This is a genomic window from Sphingomonas sp. SUN019 (genome assembly GCF_024758705.1).
Lineage (GTDB): Bacteria > Pseudomonadota > Alphaproteobacteria > Sphingomonadales > Sphingomonadaceae > Sphingomonas.
This window is the reverse complement of record NZ_CP096971.1, coordinates 3,439,245-3,464,685: the sequence shown is the minus strand read 5'-3', so window position 1 is coordinate 3,464,685 and position 25,441 is coordinate 3,439,245. Positions and strand designations below refer to the sequence as shown.

Genomic DNA, 25,441 nt, shown 5'->3' with positions numbered 1-25,441 from the left:
ACCTTTTCTACGATTGAGCGCGCCTCGGCCAGAAGTACAACGGCGCGCTTCGGCTTTTCAGTTCGGCTGTAGGCTTCTCCCAGCAACCATTTCATCGTGGCGCGACGCTTCGGCGCTACCGTCGTCGCGCGATCATGCAGCACTTCCTCTGTGATCGCGATCGCTCGCGCCGGGTCACTTAGCATCGTCGCTTTTATGGTCGCGACGGTTTCCTCGAATCGGACATCCTGACGATTTGCCGCCACCAACATCGTGGGCGAGACGAGCGTCGCGGCCACGACCGCTAGCATCCAATGGTGAGCAATACGCCGCACCCTCAGGCGCGCTTCCATACCGTGGCCAATCGGCTGAACGACGCGCGACTGTCTTGTGGAACCTGGTGATGGCTGTCGTCGCGAAGGAAGACGATCAACGCCTCCAGCGCGATCGGCCGGCTGATCAGGAATCCCTGCACCATGTCGCAGCCCATGACGGCCAGCAACGCCAGCGCGGCATGGGTTTCGACCCCCTCGGCGACGACCTCCATCTCCAGCGCGTGCGCCAGATCGATCGTCGATCGCACGATGAGCGGATCACGGTTCGAGCTGGTCAATTGCGTCACGAACAGTTTGTCGATCTTCAGTTCGCGCGCGGGCAATTGCTTCAGATAGGCGAGGCTCGACAGCCCGGCGCCATAATCGTCGATCGCGATCGTCACGCCGATGTCGGCGAAGCGCTGAAGGTTTGCGATCGCGCTGCTCGGATCGCGGATCACCGAGGTTTCGGTGACCTCGAAACCCAGCTTGGCATCGCTCTCCGCGACCAGATCGCAGGCCGCGCACACGAACGCCGCATCGGCGAGCAACTGGCCCGAGATGTTGATGAAGATCCGCAGATCGTGCCCGGCGGCGCGCAACGTGCGTTGGTCCCGTATCACCTGCGCGATCGTCCACAACGTCATGCGATCAATGATCTGCGCCTGCTCGGCCGCGGGAATGAAGTCGTTCGGCAGCACCATGCCGCGTTCGGGATGGCGCCAGCGCACCAATGCCTCCGCGCTATTGATCTCCTGTCGCCGAACGTGGATCTTCGGCTGATAGACCATCAGCAATTCGTCTTGCTCGATCGCACGCCCCAGCTCGACCGCGAGCAATCGCGCTTCGCGGGCGGAGGACGGCGTCACGTCGTGCATCACGGTTCGATCCACGGCGCGCGCCTCTATCAACGCAGCCTCGGCTTCCTCCACGATCGAGACGTCATTGGCCTGGTCGATCCGCGCGCTGGCCGCACCGAACAGCAGCGACAGATCGTGTGGTTCGCCATCCAGATCGAACGGCTTCTCGCCTGCGAGCGTCAGATCGTCGAGCAATGTGTCGATTTCCGCGTGGGCGTCACCCTCGACCGCGATCTCGATCAGATTGCGGCCGACTGCGGTAATCCGCGTCTGCGGCGCGACGCCCGCGAGCCGCGCGGCGACATCGGCAACCAGCAGGTCGGCGCGCGGACAGCCGAGATGACGACGCAACGCGGCGAAGTTCGCAATCTCGACCAGGATATGAAATCGCCAGGCGGGGCGCTGGCCGAGCGCAGCGGCCGCCGTGGCGTGCGCTGCCGGGACGTGTGCTGTGACGGGTGCGCGGTCGACCATAAGCCTTCGCTCTACCCAGAACCGCTGAAGATAGTTTTAAGACCAAATCGGATGTGTCCCATCGACGAGGGTTAACGCGATTGTGAGGTGGTTAAAAATGCATTAAGCCCGGAGAGCATCTCGAAAGTGATGCTAACAAGGGAGAAAACCATGCTCGCATTCATTCTCGCGCTTATCTACTCCACCGACATCAAGCCCTGGTAAAGCCGGGCGCGGCCCGGAATCGACGTTTTTTGCGGTTTTCCGCAAATCATCGACGACTCCGGGCCGACCACTTTCGGGTGCCGCGAAGAATTAGTTTCGCGCGATCGTCAGGGTCGTCGTTAGCGGTCGGCGTTATGGCCTGCCGACACGCTCGGTCCCCAATCGGGACGATCTTTTCATCCGGTATAGCAAGCGGCCGCCAGCAGCGGCTATCCCGGCATGGTCAGGCCGCGACGCGTTCGCGCACTTTCGCCGGGACGGGATTCGAGAATTCCATGCTGTCGTCAACCGATCCGAACTTCAGCGCCATGATATCCAACGCATAGTTCTGGTTAAGCCGCCACGGCTTCTTGCTGCCCTGTTTCGGCAGGTGCGCGATGGCTCGTTGGACATAGCCTGACGAGAAATTCAGGAACGGCTCCTCCTCGATATGCTCGTTCCCGATCCGAGGCGTCGCCTGCCGCAGCCCGCGCTTCGTCATCGTGTTGAGTAGGCGGCAGACGTACATGCACGTCAGGTCCGCCTTCAGCGTCCATGATGCGTTGGTGTAGCCGAACGACGACGCCAGGTTCGGCACGTCGGAATACATCATGCCCTTATAGAGCAGCGCGTGCGCCATATCCTTGGCCACGCCGTCGACGCGGTACGCGATGCCGCTGAGCAACTGCATCTCAAGGCCGGTCGCGGTGACGATGACATCCGCAGGTAACGTCTTGCCCGACGACAGTTTGATGCCATCCGGGACGAACCGCTCGATCGTATCGGTTTCGACCGCCGAATCGCCCGCCTTGATCGATGCAAACAGGTCCGCGTCTGGCACCAGGCACAGCCGCTGATCCCACGGATTGTAACGCGGTGTGAAATGCGTCGCGACGTCGTAGTCGGGGCCGAGATGCTCGCGCACCATCCCGAGCAGCTTTTCCTTCACTTTCGCGGGCTTTTTGCGCGTCATGCGGTAGAAGAACATTCCCATCAGGACATTCTTCCACCGCGTCGCGCCGTACGCGACCTTGCCCGGCAGCTTCGCGCGCAACCAGTTCGCGATCGGATCTTCCGCCGGGCGTGACACGACATAGGTCGGCGACCGCTGCAGCATCGTCACGTGCGCGGCGGTCTTCGCCATTTCAGGGACCAAAGTGACCGCGGTCGCGCCGCTGCCGATCACAACGACGCGCTTGCCGGCGTAGACGAGGTCATCGGGCCAGAATTGCGGGTGCACGATGCGGCCGGCGAAATCCCCGGCTCCTTCAAAGTCCGGCGTGTAGCCCTTGGCATAGTTGTAATAGCCCGAGCACATGAAGAGGAAGTTGCAGGTTATCGTGGTGGTCGATCCGTCGGGGAGCCGCGACACGACGGTCCAGCGCGCGTCGGGTGTCGACCAGTCCGCGCTGACGACGTGGTGGCCGAACCGGATATGCCGGTCGATCCCGCCGTCACGCGCCGCATCTTCGACATACTCGCGGATCGAGGGACCGTCAGCGATCGCCTTCGCCTTCGTCCAGGGGCGGAAGTTGTAGCCGAGCGTGTGCATGTCCGAATCGCTGCGGATGCCGGGATAGCGGAACAGATCCCACGTGCCGCCGATCGCCTGCCGCCCTTCGAGGATCACATACGTCCGGTCGGGACAGCGCATCTGAAGATGATGCCCGGCGCCGATCCCCGAGAGCCCTGCGCCGACGATGATCACATCACGATGTTCTACGGTCATGCACATCCTCCGGCCGTACCCGATACTCGAAAACCGGGTTGCGGAAAAGGACTTACTTACCGGCCTGTCAGTAATCCTTCGAATATTTGAGCTGCGCGTTCGATCCGCCGAACGATCCGGCCTGCGTCAGCACGCTCAGCGCCTTGGTCAGCGCGATCGTAAGCTGCGTCGCGGTGAAACCGCGCGCGTCGGTGACGATCTCGATATAGATGTCGTCGGTCAGATACTTGCCTGCCGCCAGCGAAGTCCCGCGACCTGTCGCCTCATCCGCGCCCAGCACGCGCAGCCGGTCGAACCCCGTCGCCGAGCGCAGCTTACCGAGCGGGTTCAACCCGCCGCCCGATCCCCGCAGCGAATTGAGCGCAGCGGCCAACTGAATCGCCTCCACCGCCGACAAATTCTCGGGGTTGGTGCCGAACAGCAGGCGGCTCAGCACCTCGTCCTGCGGCAGCGCTGGTGTCGAGGTGAAGGCGATCTGCGGACGCTGGCCCGTGCCGGTGATGTTGATGACGAAGGTGACGCCGTCGTTGGCGGTCGTCGCGCGGATGTCGATGTCGGGATCGGTCAGCGCGCCGCCGCGGAAGCGCACGCGGCCGCGTTCGACCTCGAAATTCTTGCCTGCGAACGAATAGGTGCCGCGGATCAGGTCCAGCCCGCCCGCGATGGTCGGCGCGGTCGACGTGCCGCCGACGCGCATGTCCATCTCCCATTCGCTCTCCAACCCCATGCCGGACACGAACAATTGATTGTCCGCGCGCACGCGCAGGTCGAGCCGGAACAGCCCCGCAGGCGTGGCGACGGACCGGTCGGTCGGCCGTGCGACGCGAATGTCGCTCTTGCGCCGCACGCCGGTGAGTTCGGGCACTTCGGCCGCGCCCTGGCGGATGATTTCATAGCGCGCCTCGGGGATCGTCAGGTCACCCTTGATCAGCCCGCCGTCGCGGCCGTTGGTCAACTGGATATTGCCGGTCGCGGTCGCGCCGAGCGAATCGGATTTCGCCAGCCGCGCATTGTTCAGCACCGCATCGATCTGCAGCGGATAGCCCTGTTCGGACGACAGCGAGACGTACCCCTTGGCGCTGACGGTTCCGCTGCCCGCTTTCGCCTGCAACCGCGTGATCTCCAACCGGTCGTTGGTGAAGCGCGCGGCGAGCTGCATCTGCGACAGCCGCGTGCCGTAGGTTTCGTTGTCGTAGGTCAGATTGTCGGCGCGGATCAGGCCGTTGAGCCGCGGCGCAGCGACGCGCCCGCCGAAATCGGCGGCGACCGCGATCGGACCGGACAGTTGCTGCTCAGGCAACGCGGCGAAGCTGAACAGCACGCCCGACGGCCCGTTATAGCGGATGCCGCCCGACAGCGGGGCCTGCGTCAGCCGCGTGACCCACGATCCGTTGCCCGGCGGCAGCGGACGCAAGGTGGCGAGCATCCGCCCGACCGTCGTCGCGCCGCGCTTGACCAGCGCGCGCGCCTCGCCGCCATCGGCAACCAGACGGCCGGCGAATACGACGTCGACCGGGGTCGACACCGCGGCGATGCTCGACCGGGTGAAGTTGCGCACGGTCACGCGGGCGTCGGCCTGCGGAAAGCTGCTGCCGCTCGACTGATTGAAATCGAGGCTGCCGGTCGCGGTGCCGCCGATGCCGAGATCGGGGATCAGCGCGTTCAGCACCGACAGGTCAAGTGCGTCCAGCCGCGCCTGCGCCGCCATGCCGCGACCGTAGCTGCCAGCGACGCGCAGGCGACCCTTATCGAACACGATCTGCGTCGGGGCGAGCCGGTAGGTGCCCTTGTTTGAGGTGATCCGCGCAGGGTTGCCGGTGCGGAAGTTGATCCCGTTCGCCTGCCCCTGCAACGCGGCGAGATAGTCGTTCGGCGCCAGCTTCGCGTTGAGCGCGAGCCGGAAAGGGACGCCGTTGGAGCCGGTCAACAACGCCTGCGCAGTGCCGCGCCCGCCTGTGTAATTCACCTTCGCGCGGCCGGACTGGATAACGGTCGGGCCATAACGCATATCGGCGACCTGTGCGTCGGCGATCACCTGCGGCGAATCGTACAGCACGACGCTGGCCTTAACGATCGCGCGGCCGATCGTGAAATCGACGCTGCCCGGAATCGTCGCGGCATAAGCGCGGGCGTCGATGTCGGCGCGCTGGTACTTGCCCTGCGCAGCTAGGCGTGCATCGCCCGACAGCCCTGAGCCCGCGAAGTTGATCCGCCCCGCGAACGGCCCCGCCGCAGTTTGCACCACCCGCCCGGCGAAGTTCACGCCGGCGAACACCACCTTGCGGATATCGACTGCAAGTTGCGTCCCCGGCCGCACCAGCACATCGGCGGTGAACGGGCCGTAGGTCGTGCCGCCGCTGGCGGTTACGGCATAGGCCCCGCCCCGCCCGACAATCCGCGCTTGCAGGTTCGCAAGACCGACTCCCAGCCCCGGCCGCGGCGCGCGAAGCGCCACGACGGGCGCAGTGGCGATGCCCGTCACACGCGCGAACAGCGGGCCATATTGCGTCGAATAGGCGTCCGCCTCAACCAGCACTGCCCCGGTGTTCAAATTGTAGCGCCCGCCGCCGCGCGTCACGCGGAATTGCGGCGCGTTCATCCGCACGTTGCTGAACCGGACGAGCCCGGCAGGATCGTAGCCGATGTCGGCGCTAAGCACCGCATTGCCGCCCAGAAAGGTGCGCGCGCCGTCGTTGAAGATCTGCCGCGTGCGCACGCCGACACGCCCGACGATGCCGAACCCGCCGTTCGGGGTCGTCACCAGCTTCGCGTCGCTCGTCAGGTCGACGATGCCGACGCTTTCGATGCGATAATTGTTGACCCGCCCCTTCAGCGCGCCGGTGTAGCGCCCGGTCTGGACATTCGCGGCGATGATCGCGGTCGCGTCGATGCTGTCGGATCGGATACGCAGGTTGTCGGACAGGATGTCGGGCATCGCGATGGCGAGGTCGCCGTCGACGCGCACGTTATTGGTCAACCCGCCCAGTGCCGGGTTCAACCCGCTGATCCGACGCGCGCGCGCCTTGATCGGCACAAGAATCCGATCGGCGTTCACCGTCGCCAGACCCTCGGCGTACAGTTGTTCGACCGTCGTCGCGCCGAAGCCGATCGCCGCCGCGCGGACCTTGTAATCGACCGTCGGGGTCGCGAACGCGCCATTCAGTACGACCCGCACCAGCACATCGCGCCCGCGCAGATTGGGGGCGATCGCGCCCGGCGTCTTCAGCACCGCGTCAACCGCGAAATTTCCAAAGGTGTTGTTGGCGAGGTCGATCAGCCCGCCCGCATCGACGGACAAGGCGTCCGACGTCAGCTTGACCCGCGTATCCGCGCGGCGCTCGGCTAGTGTCGTGTCGATCGCGACGTTCAGTTGCGGCGCGGTCAGCCGTTCTACCGGCCCTTCGAGATACAGGCCGGGCTTCGCATAGCCGCGCACCGCAATCTTCCCGTCGCGCGCGCTGACGTTTAGGTCGGCGAGCTGGCCCCCGCCGAGCGTTGCGAGCGCCTTGCCCTGCCATGACTTCCAACCGCCGCGCCCCGAAACGGTCGCCGCCAGCGGCGCTTTCAGTCCGCCCAGTTGCGCGACGACGCCGCCGACCGGCGCGAGGAGCTTCGCATCGATCGTCAGTTTGTCGTCATCCGGCACCGCATCCAGCGTCAGCCGCAGCGAATCGCCGCCCGCGATCCCCGGCCCGCGGAGCGCGACCGCGTACGCCTTCAATTGCGCACGCCGGTCTGCGATATGCGCCGCCGCGTCGATCTGCCCGATATGGCGCTTGCCCGAAACGGGCGGCTCCACGACGAAACGCGCGACGCGCAGGCGATCGATATCGATGTCGAGATCGGGCAGGAACGGCGCGTTCGGATCGGTCGGGACCGCCTTCAGCGCCGGATTTCGCCGTAGCGTCACCAGTGCGGCGTCGAGGCTCTTCACGTCGACGTGGTTGTTGGCGAATGCGAACGGGCGCCAGTCGACGTCGAGCCGCGGCGAGGTCAGGAACACGCCCTGCGGATCACTGACCCGCACATCGCTCAACACCATCTTGCCGTAGATCGAGCCGTCGATCCGCCCGACCTTAATGTTCAGCCCGGATTCGGTCGAATAGCCGCCGATCTGGTCGGCAACGAAACGCCGCCCCGGATCGGTGTTGATCCCGACCACGATCGCGAGCAGCAGCAGGACGATCGCCAGCAATGCAATCGCGATCCATTTCAGGATGCGCTGCCATAGCGGACGGACGATCACGACTTCGGTCGGAGCGGTATCGTCGGCCATCAGAATGCCTGCCCGATCGAGATATAGAGCGCGACCTTGCCGTCGCCCGGCCGCGGGTTGAGCGGGGTCGCCAGATCGAAGCGCATCGGTCCGAAATTGGTGTAGAACCGCCCGCCGATCCCCGCGCCGTAGCGCAGGTCGCCGCCCTTGGGATAGACGGTCTCATAAGCGTTGCCCGCATCGAAGAACGGCACGATCCCAAAATCGCCGAAGCGATAGCGCGCCTCGAGCGCGAATTCGTTGAGGCTGCGTCCGCCGATCGGTTTCAGGTCGGCAAGGTTGATGTTGCCGTCCTCGTCGGGAACCAGCGACGAAACCGGCTCGAACGGCCCGAGCCGCTGGAAACCGTAACCGCGCACCGACCCGCCGCCGCCACCATAGTACCGCCGCGACGGCGCGATATCGTCGCGATCGATGCCAAGGATCGATCCGGCGCGGGCGCGTCCGGCGATCACCAGGCTGGGGCTGACCGGATAATAGAATGTGCCCTCCACCATCGCGCGCGCATAGGGTCGTACCGATCCCTGAACCGATGTTTCCGGGCTGAGATTGAGTTTCAGGCGATACCCGCGCGTCGGATTGAGCAGGTCGTCGGATTTGTCCCACACCGCCTGCACGGGAAGTGCGGCGATGCCATATGTACGGCGCGTGCGTTCGTTGATATCGAAGTCGAACGCGTTTTCATTGGTCCCGACAAGCTCGGCACCGAAGGCATAAGTGAACTGCTTCTGCCAGATTGGGGTCGAATCATACGCCCAGCGCACCGACAATGTGCCGGTGAACGCCTCGAACGCGTCGAAGCTGCTGCGGTTCGCCGATGCGATCACCTGGAACGTGCGGTCGCGGCGCCCCGCGTTGGATCGGCGGAACGTGCCCGACGCGCCCTGCTGCTGCGTGCCGGCGATGATGGTGCCGATCAGCGCGCCTTCGGGCGGGAACAGATTGCGGTGGGTCCATGACCCCTCCGCCTTGAAACCCTCGCCCGTGCCATAACCCGCGCTGGCGGCGAGGCTGCGCTGCGGCCCCTTGGTCTGCTTGACCATCAGATCGACCTGCTCGGTCCCGTCCGGCCCTGGCTGCCCGGTCCGCACCGGTTCGACGCCGATGCCGTTGAAAAGACCCGTCGCGACCAGCGCTTGCCGCAAATCGTCGGTCATCCGCGCATCGTAGAGTTCGCCCGCGTCAAACCGCGGGAAGATGTTCAGGTGCTCCAGATCGAACACCGCATCGCCCTCGGTCCGCAGCTTGCCGAACGACGATCGCGGCCCAGTGTCGACCGGCAAGGTATAGTCGCCCTTTACCGTAGCTTCGTCGAGCAGGATGTCGCGGTCGCCGACCTTGACGAAGGGATAACCGCGCTGCGGCAGCACCAGGCTGAGATTCGCCTCTGCGCCCTGAATGCGCGCAGCCTCGATCGGATCCCCAGATTTAAGCGGCAGTTGTTCGCGCAGCAACTCGGGCGGCACGGTCGGCCCGCCGACGATGTTGATCGCGCCCAGCGTATAGATCCGCCCCGACGTCGCGCTGACGATCGCGCGCAGCCTGCCCGGCGTGTTCGGGATCGATTCGATCGTCGAGATCGCGACCCCGTCGTAATAGCCCAGCGACTTCATCAGCCGCACCGCCAACGCCTCGTCCTCACGCGCGCGCGCCGCGACCTGCGTGGCGTTGCCCGCCTTGCCATCGCCCTCTTCCAGCGACGACAAGGATTTGAATTCGTCGGCCAGTTTCAGTTCGTCGAGCCCGCGGATCACGGTTTCATACCGGATTTCGGGCGCATCGCCGTCCGCTACCTGCACCTCGGTCACGAACGGCGTCGTGTCGAAGCTGCCGATCGGCGCGAGCGGTTGCGCGAGTTCGGGGTCTTCGGGTGCGGGCGGCGGCAGCGTGCCGACCGGCACGGGGGTCGCCGGTGACGTTTGCGCCGGGTTGGCCGGGGCGGACGGCGTAGCCGCGCTCATCGGCTCCAGCGGCGCGTTGATATCGTTCGATAGCGGTGGCAGCGCGCTGTCGAATTCAACGTCGGGAACGATCGGCGCATTGCCCTTCGGATCGCCCTGCGGCTGTTCGGTCGCGGACTTCGGCGCGTCGGGACCGGTCGCAGGAGCAGTGCCCGGCTTGGCGAGTTGCGCGTGCACGGAAATCGGTAACGTGGCGAGCAAGGCGACCGCGAGCCAGCGATGACGACCTGTCGAAAAAATCACTAACGCGCCCTTTTGCCCCGGCGCGTTCGATCCTGATCGATACGCCCCCTTACTCGCCGCAACGCACCATTTAGCAAAGGGTTTCATTCGCTTCCACCACGTAAGCTAACGATACTGGCATCGCGCAGATGATCGGCTTAAGCGCGTGGCCGAACGGACACATCTGGGAGCGGACATGAACTTCGATCTCGACGACGATCACCGGATGGTCGCCGACCTGGTTCGCCGCTTCGTCGACGACGAATTGATGCCGCTGGAGGGCGCGGTGCTGGCGCGCGACATCGCCGGTGAAGGTCCGCATCTCAGCGCCGAAGAACTGGAGCGGGTCGAGCGCGTTTCGCGCGAACTGGGCCTGTGGGGGCTCGACGCGCCGGCCGACGTCGGCGGTCACGATCTGCCCGCGGTGGCGATGGTCGCGGTGAACGAGGCGCTGGGGCGGACGATCGTTCCGTTCACTTTGCCGCCCGACAGCCCGAACCTGCGGATGCTGGCCGCGACCGTCACCGATCGTCAGCGCGAGGCGTATCTGGCACCCTACGTGCGCGGCGAGACCGTCTCCGCGATCGGCATTTCGGAACCGGGCGCAGGCACCGATCCTGCGGGGATGAAGACCCGCGCCGATCGCGACGGCGACGACTGGATCCTGAACGGGCGAAAGATCTGGATAACCAAGGCCGATCACGCCGACTTCACGATCGTGATGGCGGTCAGCGACCGAGAAAAGGGCGCGCGCGGCGGGATGACCGCATTCCTGGTCGATCGCGACGCGCCGGGCTTCAACGTCGTCCGCCCGATCCCGATGATCGGCGGGCATACCACCTTTGAGGTCGCGCTCGACGATTGCCGGGTCGAGGGGTGGAAGGTGCTGGGCAAGGAAGGGCAAGGCTTCGCGCCGATGCAGCTTCGGCTCGGGACGCGGCGCTCGGAAATGGCGGCGAATGCGATCGGCATGGCGCAGCGCGCGATGGAGATGATGATCGACTATGCGCCGCAACGCTCCACCTTCGGCAAGCCGCTGTCGGAACGCCAGACGGTGCAGAACTGGATCGCCGACGCCGCGATCCGCATCCACGCCGCGCGGCTGATGACCTATGATTGCGCGTGGAAGCTGGACGAGGGGCGCGACGTCCGCAGCGAGATTTCGATGATCAAATCCTATGCGCTGGAAATGGCGTGGGAGGTGGTCGATCACGCGATGCAATGCTTCGGCGCGATGGGCATGACGCGCGAGATGCCGCTGCAGATGATGGCGTCGCGGCTACGCGTCATGCGGATTTATGACGGGCCGACCGAAATCCATAACTGGGTGGTCGCGCGCAATCTCTTGGGGACACGGGCATGAGAGAGCATATCGCGGTCACCACGACCGATCACGTCGCGACGATCGTCATCGATCGCCCGCCGCACAACCACGTCAACGCCGCGCTGATCGGCGCGCTGGCCGACGTGCTGGAGGAACTCGACGGCGATATGGCGTGCCGCACGATCGTGCTGGCGACCGCTGGACGCGTGTTCTGCGGCGGGGCCGATCTAACCGGCGACAAGCCGCTGGCGAACGAGGAGGGCGAGAGCGAGACGCCCGCTTTGTACCGCAACGCGGTGCGGCTGTTCGCGGCAAAGAAGCCGATCGTCGCCGCGGTGCAGGGTGCCGCGGTCGGTGCGGGGCTGGGCCTCGCGCTGATCGCCGATTTCCGCGTCGCCGCGCCCGAAGCGCGCTTTTCCGCCAATTTCGTGACTTTGGGATTCCACGCCGGGTTCGGCATCACCCACACCCTGCCCCGCGTCGTCGGCGAACAGAAAGCGTCGCTGATGCTGCTAACCGGCCGCCGGGTGAAGGGTGAAGAGGCGCTGGCCTTCGGTCTCGTCGACGAAATCGCCCCGCTTGATGGCCTGCGCGCGGAGGCCGAAACGCTGGCGCGGGAAATCGCCGCCAACGCGCCGCTCGGCGTCCAGGCGACGCGCGCGACCTTGCGTGGCGACCTTGCGCAGGCCGTCGCCAAACGCACCGATCATGAGCGCGCGCAGCAGGACATATTGATGGCCACCGCCGATTTTCGCGAGGGGATCAGGGCGGTTGGTGAACGCCGCCCCGGCCGGTTTGTGGGCGCGTGACCTTCGCACTTGCAAAATAACCTGCTCGAGCCGAGAAACCATTTGCCTTGGCAACTGTTTGTGGGGGCTTGTGCCGACCTTTATAGTATCGGGTGTAACGGGTTGCGGTTTGTGAATCGAGAACGTCGGCTCGTGCTCGCGGCGGCCGTGTTGCCGCTGTTGCTGGTCGCCTGTGGCAGCGGCCAAGGGCAAGAAGCGCAAGGCAAGGGCGGTCGCAGTGGACCGACTGGCCCGGTGACAGTGGGCTACGTCGTCGTCCAGCCGACCAGCGTTCCCGTGACGACCGAACTCGCCGGGCGCACCGTCGCCTTCCAGAGCAGTGAGGTCCGTCCGCAGGTGTCCGGCGTGATCCAGCGGCGCTATTTCACCGAAGGTTCGATCGTGAAGCGCGGTCAGCCGCTCTACCAGATCGATCCCAGTCTCTACCGCGCCGCCGCGAACGAGGCGAGCGCCAACGTGGCCAGCGCGCAGGCCACCGCTGCCGCCGCGAAGATCCGCGCCGATCGCTTCCGCCCGCTCGCCGAGGCCGAAGCGGTCAGCAAGCAGGACTATACCGACGCGATCGCCACGCAGCGGCAGGCGCAGGCGTCGATCCTGCAGACCCGCGCGCAACTCGACACCGCGCGCGTCAACCTGCGCTTCACCACCGTCCCCGCGCCGATTACCGGACGTATCGGGCGTTCGCTGTTCACGGTTGGCGCGCTCGTGTCGATGAGCCAGACCGATCCGCTGGCGACAATCCAGCAGCTCGACCCGATCTTCGTCGACATGCAGCAATCCTCCGCCGACCTGCTCGCTTTGCGCCGTGCGCTCGCGGCCGGCGGAGCGGTCCCCGCCCGCGCCGCCGTGACATTGCGGCTGGAGGACGGCAGCGACTACGGACTGACCGGCAGCGTCGAATTTTCCGAAGCGGTGGTCGACACCGCGACCGGCACGGTGACTCTGCGCGCGCGCTTCGCCAATCCGGAAGGGCTGTTGCTGCCGGGGATGTTCGTCCGCGCAGGCTTCGCGCAATCGGTCGACACCAACGCATTCCTGGTGCCGCAAGCCGCGGTCGCGCGCGATCCGCGCGGCAATGCGACGGTCTATATCGTCGGGCCGAACAACAAATCGGTTCAGCGCACGATCAAGGCGGAGCGCACGCAGGGCGCGTTCTGGGTCGTCACCGACGGGCTTCGTCCGGGCGACAAGGTCATCACGCAGGGCACCGCGAATCTGAAGCCCAACGGCGACATTCGCCCGGTACCGGCGAACAGTCCGCAGCGCATCGCTCCCCCATCCCAGGAATCACAGGGCGCCGCCGGAAAGGCGGGCTGAGCCCATGTCGAAGATCTTCATCGACCGCCCGATCTTCGCGTGGGTGTTGGCGATCATCGTGATGATGGCAGGCGTCGGTGCGATCCTGTCGCTGCCGATCGCTCAGTATCCCGACGTCGCGCCGCCGCAGGTGTCGATCTCCGCCAGTTACCCCGGCGCGAATGCAACGACGATTCAGAACAGCGTCACGCAGGTCATCGAACAGCAGCTGACCGGCATCGACGGACTGCTGTACTTCAGTTCGTCGTCCTCATCCCGCGGATCGGTGAACATCACCGCAACGTTCGAGAAGGGCACCGACCCCGACATCGCGCAGGTCCAGGTGCAGAACCAGGTCCAGCAATCGATCAGCCGCCTGCCCGCGCAGGTTCAGCAGCAGGGCCTGCGGGTGCGCAAGTCGAACCCCGACTTCCTGATGATCGCGGGCGTTTATGACGTTACCGACAAGCTGACCAATCAGGACGTCAGCGACTATCTGGTATCGAACCTGCAGGATCCGCTGGGCCGCGTCGAAGGGGTCGGCGACACCAACGTGTTCGGCGCGCAATATGCGATGCGCATCTGGCTCGATCCCGCGCGGCTGGCGAGTTACCAGCTGATCCCCGGCGACGTCATCACCGCCGTGACCAACCAGAATACCGAGGTCGCGGCGGGCGAGCTGGGCGGTCAGCCGATGCCGAACGACCAGATGCTGAACGCGACCGTCACCGCGCAGTCGCGACTGCAAACCCCCGAACAGTTTCGCGCGATCATCCTGAAGACGCTGCCGTCGGGCGCGACGGTCAAACTGTCGGACGTGGCGCGGATCGAACTCGGCGCGGAAAGCTATGCCGCGCAAAGCCGCGTCAATCGCCATCCCGGCGCGGGCATCGCGATCCTGCTGGCCCCCGGCGCCGACGCGCTGAAGACCGCCGAACTGGTGAAGGCGGAAATCTCACGCGTCGCAAAGACCTTCCCGCCCAATCTGCGCGTCGCCTACGCCAACGACACCACCGCCTTCATCAAGCTGTCGATCGAGGAGGTCGTGAAGACGCTGATCGAGGCGGTGATCCTGGTCGTCATCGTGATGTTCGTGTTCCTGCAGAGCTGGCGCGCGACGCTGATCCCGACGATCGCGGTGCCGGTCGTGCTGCTCGGCACGTTCGCGATCTTCTATTTCGCCGGGTTCTCGATCAACACGCTGACGCTGTTCGGCCTCGTCCTCGCCATCGGTCTGCTCGTCGACGACGCGATCGTGGTGGTCGAGAACGTCGAGCGGCTGATGGACGAAAATCCCGAAATGACGCCGCGCGAGGCGACGATCGAATCGATGAACGAGATCACCGTCGCGCTGGTCGCGATCGCGCTGGTCCTGTCGGCGGTGTTCCTGCCGATGGCTTTCTTCGGCGGATCGACCGGCGTCATTTACAAGCAATTTTCGCTGACCGTCATCTCCGCGATGGTGCTGTCGGTGCTGGTCGCGCTGATCCTGTCGCCCGCATTGACCTCCACCCTGTTGAAACAGAGGAGCGAGGAGGGCAGCTTGCGAGAAGGTTGGCTCGGCCGCCGTTTCCCGCGCGTCGCCGAGAAGGGCGAACAGGCGAAGGACTGGTTCAACCGCAATTTCGAACGCGGGACGGATAAGTACGTCAGCGCGGTGAAGACCGTGGTCGACCGCAAATGGATCTTCTTGCTGGTTTACGTCGGCACGGTCGCGCTGCTCGCGGTGCTGTTCCTGCGCCTGCCGACCGGTTTCCTGCCGACCGAGGATCAGGGCGCGGCGAGCATCCAGTTCCAGCTTCCGGCCGGCGCGACGCAGGGCCGCACGACCGAGGTCCAGCAGCAGATCGAACGCTATTTCGCCGACAACGAGAACGGCAATATCGCCACCATGTTCACCGTCGCGGGTGGCGGAGGCGGCGGCGCGAGCGGGCAGAACACTGGCCGCGGTTTTCTGAACTTCGTCGACTGGTCGGATCGCGCGGGCAAGGAAAACAGCGCCGACGCGATCATCGCCCGCGCCACCGCCGCCTTCCGCAACTTCCGCGACGCGCGCGTATTCGCATTGGTCCCTCCCGCCATCCGCGGCCTCGGCCAGTCGGAGGGGTTCACGGTCGAACTGCAGAACACCGGCGGACTGAGCGACGCGGACTTCAACGCCGCGCGAGACCGTCTGCTGGAAATGGCCAATGCCCAAGGTTCCGGCCTGGCTGGCGTTCGCCTGACCGAACTTCCCGATATCGGAACGTTGCAGGTCCACACCGACGCCCAGAAACTCGCCGCGCTGGGGCTGACGCAGAATGACGTGAATACGACGCTGTCGACCGCCTGGGGTGGGCGCTACGTCAACGATTTCGTCGATCGCGGCCGGGTGAAGCGCGTGTACGTGCAGGGCGACGCCCCGTATCGATCGAAACCCGACGACCTGGATCAATGGTTCGTGCGCGGATCGGACGGGCAAATGGTGCCGTTCTCCTCCTTCGCCACGACCAGCTGGTCGCAGGCCCCGACGACCTTGTCGCGCTTTAACGGCGTCAGCAGTTTCGAATTCCAGGGCTCGGGGGCGAATGGCGCGAGTTCGGGCGATGCGATGGACAGCATCGAAGCTCTGGCCGCAAAGATACCGGGCACCAGCATCGCATGGGCGGGCATATCGTATCAGGAACGACTGTCGTCGGGTCAGGCGCCGCTCCTGTACGGCCTGTCGATCATCGTCGTGTTTCTGTGCCTCGCCGCGCTGTATGAGAGTTGGACTATCCCCCTGGCGGTACTGCTGGTCATTCCGCTCGGGCTGATCGGCGCCATACTGTTCGTAACGCTGCGCGGGCTGGTAAACGACGTCTATCTCCAGATCGGTCTGCTGACGACGATGGGGCTGGCGGCAAAGAACGCGATTCTGATGATCGAATTCGCCGAACAGGAGGAAAAGAAGGGCGCGCGCGTCATCGACGCCGCGCTGAAAGCGGCGAAGCTGCGCCTGCGCCCGATCCTGATGACGAGCCTGGCCTTCATCTTCGGCGTGTTGCCGCTGGCGATCTCGACCGGCGCAGGCGCGAACAGTCGGATCGCGATCGGCACCGCAGTGATCGGCGGGATGCTGACTGCGACAATCCTCGCGATCTTCTATATCCCGCTGTTCTTCGTCCTGGTTCGCCGCGGGTTCCGTGACGGTTTCAAGCGTTTCCACCACAGGGACGATACGACGCCCCCTGCCCCTCCAGCCGAACCGAAGCCCGCATGATGCGCCGTCTTGCCCTGTTGCTGACGACCGCCGCACTGTCCGGCTGCAGTCTCGCGCCGAAATACGTCCGGCCCGAATTGCCGGTCCCGCCGTCATGGCCGGTCGGCGACGCGTATCTGCGCCAGTCCGAAGCGGCGCTGCCCGCCGTCACCTACCGCGACATCTTCCGCGATCCGCGCCTGCAGCAGATCATCGACCAGGCGCTCGCGAACAATCGCGACCTGCGCGTATCGGTCGCGAATATCACTGCGGCGCGCGCGCAATATCGCATCCAGCGGTCGGAGCTGTTTCCTCAGGTCGATGCGTCGGGCAATTATACCTATCGCGACAGCGGTAGCGGATCGACCGGCACCGGCGGAACGGGAACGGGAACGGGAACCGGCAGCGTCACGAACTTCTCCGGTTCCGGCAGCAATTTCTCGGCCAGCGTCGGCGTGACCGGTTTCGAGATCGATCTGTTCGGCCGCGTTCGTTCGCTCAGTTCCGCCGCGCTGAACCGCTATTTCTCGACTGAAGCCGCCGCGCGCGCAACGCGCCTGACGCTGGTCGGAGACATCGCCACGGCGTGGCTGACCTATGCCGCGGACCGCAGCCTGCTGAAGGTCGCCGAGGACACCGCGAACAGCGCGCGCGCCAGCGTCCGGCTGACCAACCTTCGCCTGCAGGGCGGCGTCGCGCCGCGCACCGATCTGCGTCAGGCGGAACAGATCCTCGCTACCGCTGAATCCGACCTCGCGAGCCAGAAGACCGCGCTGGCGCAGGACGTCAACGCGTTGCAATTGCTGGTTGGTGCGCCGGTCGATCCGGCCTTGCTTGCTACGTCGATCGAGGAAGCCGCAAAGACCGTCGCCGAACTCCCCGCCGGGCTCAACAGCGGTGTGCTCCTGCGTCGCCCCGACGTGGTGCAGGCCGAATACGAACTACGCGCGACCAATGCCGAGATCGGCGCGGCGCGTGCGCAGCTTTTCCCGCGCATCTTACTGACCGGATTGCTCAGCTTCGCCAGCAACGCGCTGTCCTCGCTCTTCACCGGCGGCGCGTTCAGCTATTCGGGCGGTGGCGGGATCAGCTATCCGATCTTCCAGGCCGGGGCGGCGCGCGCCAACGTCGCGCTGACGCAGGCGCAACGCGACGCCGCGCTCGCGACGTATGAAAAGGCGATCCAGACCGCGTTTCAGGAGGTGTCGGACGCTCTCGCCCGACGAGGCACGATCACCGATCAGCTCGCCGCGAACCAGCGTTTTGCGGTGGCCGCGGCGGATACGTACCGCCTGACCGATATGCGCTATCGCGGCGGGATCGACACGTTCCTGACCAGCCTGGACGCGCAGCGCCAGCTATATTCCGCGCAGCAACAGCTCGTCTCGATCCAGCTGATCCGCGCGACTAACCTGGTCACGCTTTATCGAACATTGGGCGGCGATTCTTCGCTCGAGCCGACCGCTAACGGCCCCGTCCCTGTTGCGCAGCAAACGTTGCCACCGCGATAACTTGACCGCCGCACGCGGGCGTGAAAGGTTCGGACCATGACGACCCCGCCCGATCCCTCCGCCTTCTTCCGCGATATGCTCGGCCAGTGGGAAAAGGCTGTGAACAGCTTCGGCGGGGAGGCGATGAAGACCGAGGAGTTTTCCCGCGGAATGAACGCCGCCACCGCGGCCACCGCGCAAATGCAGGCCAGCATGAACCAGGCGACCGAACGCGCGCTCGCCGCCGCGAACCTGCCCAGTCGCAACGATATCGAGGCGCTGACCGCGCGCATCGCCGCGATCGAGGCGACGTTGCTGCGGATCGAGGCGAAGCTGGCACCCGCCGCGCCCGACCCGTCGAAGCCACGCCCAACCCGCAGCCGCAAGCCGCCCACCGCGAAGTAATTGATGGCCGACGCCGACATCATGGAACCGATCGCCGCCGCGCAGGCCGAGTTCGAGCGCATGATGACGCGCAACATCCGGGGCCTCAGCTACTTCACCTCCCCCGCCCCGGTGGTCGGCGCGACGCCGAAGGACGTGCTGATCGAACGAGGCACGATGCGCCTCTATCATTACCGTCCTCGCACCGACGACGTGTACCGTGTGCCGGTCCTCCTGGTGATGGCGACCACCAACCGCGGCTTCATCTTCGATCTGGTGCCGGGGCAGAGCCTGGTGGAATTCCTGCTCGACGCCGGGTTCGACGTATTCATGCTCGATTGGGAAGCGCCGCGCCCGCACGAAAAGACGCTGACCTTCGAAAGCTACATTCTGGATTTCCTTCCTGCCGCGGTCGCGCGGATCGCGGACGAAACCGGCGAACCCGATGTCAGCATCGTCGGCTATTGCTTCGGCGGCGTGCTGTCGCTGCTCTACGCCGCGCTCCATCCCGATAACGTCGCCAATCTGGCCACCTTCACCACGCCGGTCGACTTCACCAAGATGGAGATGTTCCGGACCTGGTCCGACCGGCGCTATTTCGACGTCGACCGGCTGGTCGACGCGTTCGGCAACGTGCCCGGCGAGATGCTCTATTCCGCATTCGATCTGCTGCGCCCGGCGGCGCGCGCGGCGGGCAACATCCGTCTGTACGACAATCTTTGGGACGACGAATTCGTAAAGTCGTTCCGGATGTTCGAACGCTGGAACAACGACACATTGCCGCTGGCGGGCGAATATTTCCGCCAGACGACGCGGATGCTGATGTGGGACAATCAATTGCTGCATGGCGAGATGCAGATCGGTGGCCGCAACATCGATTTGTCCACGATCACCGCACCGTTCCTGCACGTCGCCGCCGAACACGACCATATCGTGCCCCGCGAAGCCTCCGCCCCGCTGATCGGCATGATCGGCTCCGCCGACAAGCAGGAGATCGTGATGAAGGGGGGCCACGTCAGCCTGGTCGCGGGCGGTAACGCCGTCAAACGGATGTGGCCTGCGCTGGCGCAATGGCTCGCTGAAAGGTCGACATGACGCATCGCATCCGCCGTTTTCGCTCCACCGACAGCGATGCGATGCTGGCGTTCGCGCAGAGCCTGCCCGAACACGACCTGCTGTTCCTCGGCCGCGACCTGAAGCACCCGCGCGTGATCGAGGCATGGCTATCGGCGATCGACGACGGCTGGATCGACAGCATGATCGCAGAGGAGGACGGCGCGGTCGTCGGCACCGTCGCGCTGGTCCACGATCCGCTGGGCTGGAGCGCGCATGTTGGCGAGGTGCGGTTGCTGGTGTCGTCCGCGCGTCGCGGCGCCGGGCTGGGACGCGACCTGCTCGAGGCGATCTTCCGCCTAGCGGTGAACCGCAAACTGGCCAAGCTGACCGCGGCGATGACCCCCGACCAGGGCGGATCGGTTGCGCTATTCGAAAGCCTCGGCTTTCGCGGCGAGGCATTATTGAAGGATCAGGTCCGCGACCGCGCCGGAAACGCGCATGACCTCGCAATCCTCAGCCTAGATCTGGCCCGCAACGCCGCGCAGCACCGCGCTTACGGTTACGATACAGCCTGATCCACATCAACCGATCGAACTTTTGTGCACTGCAGCGCGTTGACCGCGTAACGACAGGAGATTCCTCTATGGCCACCGCCGCCCACCTGGCACCCGCATCGCGCCAGCCCGACATTCGTCCGCCATCGCCTTTTTTGGCGCTGACCGAATTGCCGCGCGCTTTGGTCGAACTCGGCTCGCTGCCATGGGCCGCGCCGTTGCTGCGCTCCGCGCCCAAGGGTGATGGACACCCTGTGCTAGTGTTACCTGGCTTCACGACGTCCGACATCTCGACGACGGTGATCCGGCGTTACCTCACCCGCATGGGGTATGACGCGCACGCGTGGGAACTCGGCCGCAACCTGGGTCCGAAGGCGATCGGACGTGAGGGAGAGAAGCTCGTCGAACGGTTGCGCGCGGTACACGACCTGACCGGCAAGAAGGTCAGCCTGGTCGGCTGGAGCCTCGGCGGCATCATGGCGCGGATGGTCAGCCGACAAGCGCCCGACGCGGTGCGGCAAGTCATCTCGCTTGGCTCACCCTTCACCGGCTCACCGCGCGCGACCAATGTCTGGCGCGCGTATGAACTGCTGACCGGTCAGCGCGTCGACGATGCGCACACCCGCGAGCAGCTTCGCGAAAGCGCGACGCCCCCGCCCGTCCCCTCGACTGCGATCTGGAGCCGCGAGGATGGCATCGTCGCATGGCAGAATTGCGTCGAACCGTTCAGCACCAACAGCGACAATATCGAGGTTCACGGCAGCCATTGCGGGTTGGGTGTGAACCCGGCGGTGCTGTACGCGGTCGCCGACCGGCTTGCCCAGCCCGAGGACGACTGGAAACCGTTCAACCGCGCCGGGATGCGGGCGTTGTTCTATCCGTCGGCGGGGCACGCCTGACGACACAACGCAGCCTCCCAAAAAAAACTTCGCTCGGGCTGAGCGAATTCGAAGCCCACGCTCCAACGTGCCCTTCGACTTCGCTCAGGGCGAACGGAAGATGTCTACGGTTTGGCCGTCTTCGCCAACGTCACCTTCGGCGCCTCCGCAAACGGCTTGATCCCGAATTCTGGATAAACTTCGCTCGGGAAATAGACCGTGCCGTCCTTCACCACCATGCGAATGGTCTTGATTGCTTTCACGTCCTTCGTCGGATCGCCGAGAACCAGAAAGAAATCCGCCCGCTTGCCGCGCGCGATCGATCCGGTCGCCTGGTCCTCGCCCAGATAGCCCGCCATGTCGTAGGTCGCGCGCTTCACCACCTGCGCGGGGGTGAAGCCCACACGCGTGAGCAATTCCAGTTCGCGGTGATAGGTGAACGATCCACCGGTATCGGTCCCCGGCACGATGAAGACGCCGCGATCATGCAGCATTTTCGTCGTCGCGATGATCTTGTCGAACGCCCCGCGGTATGCCGCATCGTCGCCCTGCGCGCTGGTGTCGACCCACGCTTTCTTCGCGTCGCGCTGATAGCCAATCGGCATATGGTCGAGATAGTCGACCGCGCCCGGCGGCACCTGACCATCGCGATTCTGCGTCAGTTGTTCGTGGATACCGATCGTCGGGTCGATCGCCTTTTTGCCATCGACCATCGCCTGGATCGTCCGCTGGACGGGCGCGCTGTTCAGGTCGAGCGCGGGCAGCCGTTTCAGAGCGGTCAGGCGGAACAGCGTGCGCGTGTCCTCGCTCGGCTTGATGACCCAGCCGAGCATGAACTGGTTGATGTGCGTCATCTCGTCATAGCCCGCCGCGATCATCGCGTCGGCGGTGGAGAATGCAGGCACGTGTCCGGCGACACGCATCCCGAGCGCATGCGCCTCCTTGACGATCGCCGGCACCCACGCCAGGTTCATCGAGTTGTAGACCTTGATCTGGTTATAGCCGCGCGCACCGTACCAGCGCACCGCGTCGATCGCCTTCGCCTGACTCTCCACGACGAAGCCGTTGTTGGCGCTGAACGGGCTGCGGCCCTCCAGGAAGCCGCTCTTGATGATCCGCGGCCCGCCGATGATCCCGGCGTCGATCCGATTGGACAGTTCGGCGAGCACCGCGTTGTCGTTGCCCATGTCGCGAACCGTGGTGATCCCGGCCATCAGGTTCAGGAGCGCGTCGTCCTGCCCGAGATGCGCGTGCATTTCGTACATGCCGGGTATGAGCGTGCCGCCATCGCCGTCGATCGTAACTTCGCCCGGCGTCGCGGGGCTGTCGGGCTGTTCGATTGCCGCGATGGTGCGGCCGTTCACCAGCACCGACATCGGCTTCGTCAGCGTCGCGGTCTTCGCGTCGAACAGGCGGACGTTCCTGATCCGCACCGGCGCCCTATAGTCATGCGCGACCTTCTTCTGGATCGCGACATAGCGATCGGTCGACCATTTCGCGGCGAGCCCGCGCAGCCGTTCTTCCTCGCCTTCATAGCCATCGCGGATGATGATGAAGTCGGCCGACACGATCGAGATCAGATCGCCCTCGGCGTCGAGCAGCATCGTCGTCGGGGTCAGGTCGATACCCGAAATATCATAGGCGGTGGTTTGAAGCGTGCCACCCTTACCCGTGATCGTCACCGCCTCGCCCTTGGTCAGCCGCAGCGTCCCACCGGGCAGAGCGGGCATCGTGTTGTCGGCGTCTTTCAGCAAGGCTCGGGCGTAGAGGCCGAGCGCCCACGGACTGGCGCCCTGCGCGACGTAGAGGCCAGTGCCGCGAGCCGCCTTTCCCGGACCGGTGGAATCGGTCCAAGTCGCGCGACTGCCGGTGACCGCATAGTTTTCCGCGGTCTTGCTGCCGAATGTCGTCGTCCCGTCAATCTTCCACGCGACGGGCAGCCCGGTCGCGTCGGTTCGGATCGTCTCCTTGATCGTCGGACCGCGACCGTTGTTCTTGTAATCGAAGTCGATCAACGTCTGGTCGCCGGTCGTATCGGCGTTCAGATGCCCGACGTTTCGGCCGCCGAAGATCACCGAAAAGCGTTCGGATTGTGCGGTTGCGGCGGTGGAGAAGAAGGCGGCGGCCAGCGCGGAGGCGGCTAGGAGAATGGATTTCATTTCGGCAGCGTAAGGCGGTTCCCGACGGCTGGAAAGAGCCTGTTTGCCACAAGTTGAGCCACCCCGGCGAGAGCCGGGGCGGCGTCGATAGACCTCAGCCCTTCCCACCCCGCATCGGCGCGACGGCGTCCTTGCCGAATTGCACGATCAGTTCGCCGATCTCGCGCGCCTGGTTCATCGACCGGTTCGTTTGTTCGCGCAGATAATCGCCCTGGATCTTCATCACCTCGGACAGATCCTTCGCCTTGGCCGCATCGCGCATCGCGGAAAACGCCTCGCGCGCATTCTGTTCGGCCTGGTCGATCATCTTCACCCCGATCGTCTGCGATCCCTCGGCGACCTTCTTGCCCGATTCCTTCATCGCCTCGCCAGCGCGCTTGGCCGGGTCGGCGACCTTTTCGCGGAACGTGTCCTGTGCCCTTTGCGCACCCGCGCGCATCTTGTCCGTTGCGTCCTTGGCGGCACCCGCAGCCTTGTCGGTCGCAGCCTTAGTCCTGGCGGCGGTTGCGTTGATCGCGCTCTTCGTGTCGTCAGCCATTTCTTGCTCCTTTGCTGCGGGCTCGCGCCGGTCGCTTCGCCGCTGGTTTGTCGTCGTTCGCCTTAACCGGCGGTGCGGACGAAGGTTTCACCGCCGCCGCCTTCAATGCCGCAAAGCTGTCGCGCAGGCCCTGCGCATAAACCTCAGGGTCAGGCATCATGTCGCGGTCGCAGGTGAAGCTGATCGCGATCGTATCGCCATAGCTGTAGACCGGATTGATCAGTCCCATCCCGTCGAACACCGGCCCGGTGCCGTACATGCCCACCATCCGCGCACCGCAGAAATACAGTGGTACGCGGCTGCCCGGCACGTTCGTGACGACGCAATTATATGCCGGTGCGTGCGCGTTCGCCGCGCCCGCCCGCGTGTAGAGCCGCGCCGCCAATCCGGCGAGGGCGGATGGCATCAGCTGGCTGTAGTCGGACAGGGTCTTCGCACCGACCGCGTTGGTCATCGCCTTCGAATTGACCGCCTCGTCATGCACGAAGCGCAGGCGTTCCAGCGGATCCTCGATCTGCGTGCCGAGCCCGACAACCATCGCGGACACCATGTTGCCGAGCGCCGCCTTTTCGCCCTCCTGCCGCACCGAGATAGGGGCCATTGCGGTCAGCGTGTCCTTGGGCAGTTCGCCCTTGTCCTTCAGATACGCGCGCAGCCCCCCGCCGACGATCGCCAGAATCGCGTCATTGACCGTCGCGCCGGGCACCGCTTCCTTGATCGCGCGAATGTCCTTCAGCGGGAACGACACCGCATCCCACACGCGATGCGGGCCGACGCGCTGGTTGAAGCGGGTGCGCGGCGCTGGTCGTGCATTGCGGATCGATACGTCGCCCTTGCGCACCTCGCTCGTCAGCCGCGCCATCCCGGGCAGCGACCGCCCGATAGTTTCCATCACGCGCATCGGCTGAATCAGGCTGTTGAAATAACTGCGCACCAGCAGATCGGCGACGTTCGGCATATTCTCCGGCCGCCACGTGTCTGAGTTGTCGGGATCGGTCACATCAGCGTCGACCGAATGGACCGCGGCCGACATCTCGACCCCGCTCATCCCGTCGATCGCAGCGTGGTGCACCTTGCTGACGAGCGCAAAGCAACCCGGCGGGAGACCGTCGATATTGTCGAGCCCCTCGACGACGGTGAACTCCCACAACGGCCGAGCGAGATCCATCGGCCGCGAATGCAGCCGCGCGGCCTGAATGCACAATTGCCGCCAGTCGCCGGGTTTGGGGAGCGCGATGTGGCGGACGTGGAATTCGATGTCGAATTCGGGGTCTTCGATCCAATACGGATGATCGAGATCGAACGGCACCCGCACCAGCCGCTGCCGGAAACTCCGCGCCCCGCCGAGGCGCGCCTGGATGAACTGCAGAATGTCCTTGAACCGCACAAACCCGCCCGGCGCGGTGGACGGATCGTAGATTGCGACCGACCCGATGTGCATCGGCGTGTGCGGCGTCTCCAGATAAACGAACGACGCATCCATCGCGCTCAACTGCTGCATCGGCCTCTCCTTCCGCCGTGATCCGGCTGTTATGACGATGCTGGACCAGCGATCGACGGCTTACAATAGCACCGTGGATGTGCCCAAAAGTTCCGAAGGTTCCGGGAAAACGACATACTTGCCCGGCTTTTCGACCATCGCGGTGTTTGTAGAACTCTATCGTAGCGCGCGCGGATCATTGAAAGCATCAAAACAGAAATGATTGGTGTAGGAAAGTTTTGTCGTGTCGACGCA

17 protein-coding genes are annotated in these 25,441 nt (G+C 65.0%); 10 read left to right on the top strand and 7 right to left on the bottom strand.

What is annotated here, in order from left to right; translation table 11 throughout:
• Positions 1–316: 316 nt before the first annotated feature.
• The 4 genes from M0208_RS16615 to M0208_RS16600 all read right to left on the bottom strand — a co-directional run bounded on the left by M0208_RS16615 (position 317) and on the right by M0208_RS16600 (position 9,953).
• Positions 317–1,627: an EAL domain-containing protein gene (locus tag M0208_RS16615; protein WP_258892780.1), complete on the bottom strand. Its 1,311-nt coding sequence runs from the start codon at positions 1,625–1,627 to the stop codon at positions 317–319.
• A 427-nt stretch (positions 1,628–2,054) separates the two neighbouring features.
• Entirely contained in the window at positions 2,055–3,539 is a 1,485-nt protein-coding gene (locus tag M0208_RS16610; protein WP_258892779.1) for an NAD(P)/FAD-dependent oxidoreductase, read from the bottom strand.
• 67 nt (positions 3,540–3,606) lie between these two features.
• A complete protein-coding gene (locus tag M0208_RS16605; RefSeq protein WP_258892778.1) occupies positions 3,607–7,815 on the bottom strand; it encodes a translocation/assembly module TamB domain-containing protein in 4,209 nt (1,402 codons plus the stop codon).
• A complete protein-coding gene (locus M0208_RS16600; protein ID WP_258892777.1) occupies positions 7,815–9,953 on the bottom strand; it encodes a BamA/TamA family outer membrane protein in 2,139 nt (712 codons plus the stop codon). The genes M0208_RS16605 and M0208_RS16600 overlap by 1 nt, the downstream gene beginning before the upstream one ends.
• A 241-nt stretch (positions 9,954–10,194) precedes the next feature.
• Between M0208_RS16600 and M0208_RS16595 the strand changes: the two genes are divergently transcribed.
• The 9 genes from M0208_RS16595 (at position 10,195) to M0208_RS16555 (ending at position 21,030) form a co-directional block, all read left to right on the top strand.
• Entirely contained in the window at positions 10,195–11,361 is a 1,167-nt protein-coding gene (locus M0208_RS16595; protein WP_258892776.1) for an acyl-CoA dehydrogenase family protein, read from the top strand.
• Complete coding sequence (locus M0208_RS16590) at positions 11,358–12,131, top strand: enoyl-CoA hydratase/isomerase family protein (RefSeq protein ID WP_258892775.1); 774 nt, start codon at positions 11,358–11,360, stop codon at positions 12,129–12,131. The genes M0208_RS16595 and M0208_RS16590 overlap by 4 nt, the downstream gene beginning before the upstream one ends.
• A 132-nt stretch (positions 12,132–12,263) precedes the next feature.
• Positions 12,264–13,448: an efflux RND transporter periplasmic adaptor subunit gene (locus tag M0208_RS16585; protein ID WP_258892774.1), complete on the top strand. Its 1,185-nt coding sequence runs from the start codon at positions 12,264–12,266 to the stop codon at positions 13,446–13,448.
• A 4-nt stretch (positions 13,449–13,452) separates the two neighbouring features.
• The gene (locus tag M0208_RS16580) at positions 13,453–16,668 is read left to right on the top strand and encodes an efflux RND transporter permease subunit (RefSeq protein WP_258892773.1); all 3,216 of its coding nucleotides are present in this window, start codon (positions 13,453–13,455) and stop codon (positions 16,666–16,668) included.
• Complete coding sequence (locus M0208_RS16575; RefSeq protein WP_258892772.1) at positions 16,665–18,158, top strand: efflux transporter outer membrane subunit; 1,494 nt, start codon at positions 16,665–16,667, stop codon at positions 18,156–18,158. The genes M0208_RS16580 and M0208_RS16575 overlap by 4 nt, the downstream gene beginning before the upstream one ends.
• Before the next feature lie 36 nt (positions 18,159–18,194).
• The gene (locus M0208_RS16570; protein ID WP_258892771.1) at positions 18,195–18,542 is read left to right on the top strand and encodes a poly(R)-hydroxyalkanoic acid synthase subunit PhaE; all 348 of its coding nucleotides are present in this window, start codon (positions 18,195–18,197) and stop codon (positions 18,540–18,542) included.
• Positions 18,543–18,545: 3 nt separating this feature from the next.
• Positions 18,546–19,616: an alpha/beta fold hydrolase gene (locus tag M0208_RS16565; RefSeq protein ID WP_258892770.1), complete on the top strand. Its 1,071-nt coding sequence runs from the start codon at positions 18,546–18,548 to the stop codon at positions 19,614–19,616.
• The gene (locus tag M0208_RS16560; protein WP_258892769.1) at positions 19,613–20,152 is read left to right on the top strand and encodes a GNAT family N-acetyltransferase; all 540 of its coding nucleotides are present in this window, start codon (positions 19,613–19,615) and stop codon (positions 20,150–20,152) included. Before M0208_RS16565 ends, M0208_RS16560 begins: the two co-directional genes overlap by 4 nt.
• A gap of 68 nt (positions 20,153–20,220) precedes the next feature.
• Complete coding sequence (locus M0208_RS16555; RefSeq protein ID WP_258892768.1) at positions 20,221–21,030, top strand: triacylglycerol lipase; 810 nt, start codon at positions 20,221–20,223, stop codon at positions 21,028–21,030.
• Between the two features lie 104 nt (positions 21,031–21,134).
• On the opposite strand, the gene M0208_RS16550 is transcribed toward M0208_RS16555, so the two are convergent.
• From M0208_RS16550 to M0208_RS16540, 3 genes are all read right to left on the bottom strand, one after another.
• Positions 21,135–23,168 (bottom strand): amidohydrolase family protein, encoded by a 2,034-nt coding sequence (locus M0208_RS16550; RefSeq protein ID WP_258892767.1) that lies wholly within the window; start codon positions 23,166–23,168, stop codon positions 21,135–21,137.
• Positions 23,169–23,262: 94 nt separating this feature from the next.
• Positions 23,263–23,706 (bottom strand): phasin family protein, encoded by a 444-nt coding sequence (locus M0208_RS16545; RefSeq protein ID WP_258892766.1) that lies wholly within the window; start codon positions 23,704–23,706, stop codon positions 23,263–23,265.
• On the bottom strand, positions 23,699–25,207 hold the full coding sequence (locus tag M0208_RS16540) for a wax ester/triacylglycerol synthase family O-acyltransferase (protein WP_258892765.1): 1,509 nt from the start codon (positions 25,205–25,207) through the stop codon (positions 23,699–23,701). The genes M0208_RS16545 and M0208_RS16540 overlap by 8 nt, the downstream gene beginning before the upstream one ends.
• Positions 25,208–25,238: 31 nt before the next feature.
• Between M0208_RS16540 and M0208_RS16535 the strand changes: the two genes are divergently transcribed.
• Positions 25,239–25,409 (top strand): hypothetical protein, encoded by a 171-nt coding sequence (locus tag M0208_RS16535; protein ID WP_258892764.1) that lies wholly within the window; start codon positions 25,239–25,241, stop codon positions 25,407–25,409.
• Positions 25,410–25,441: the final 32 nt, after the last annotated feature.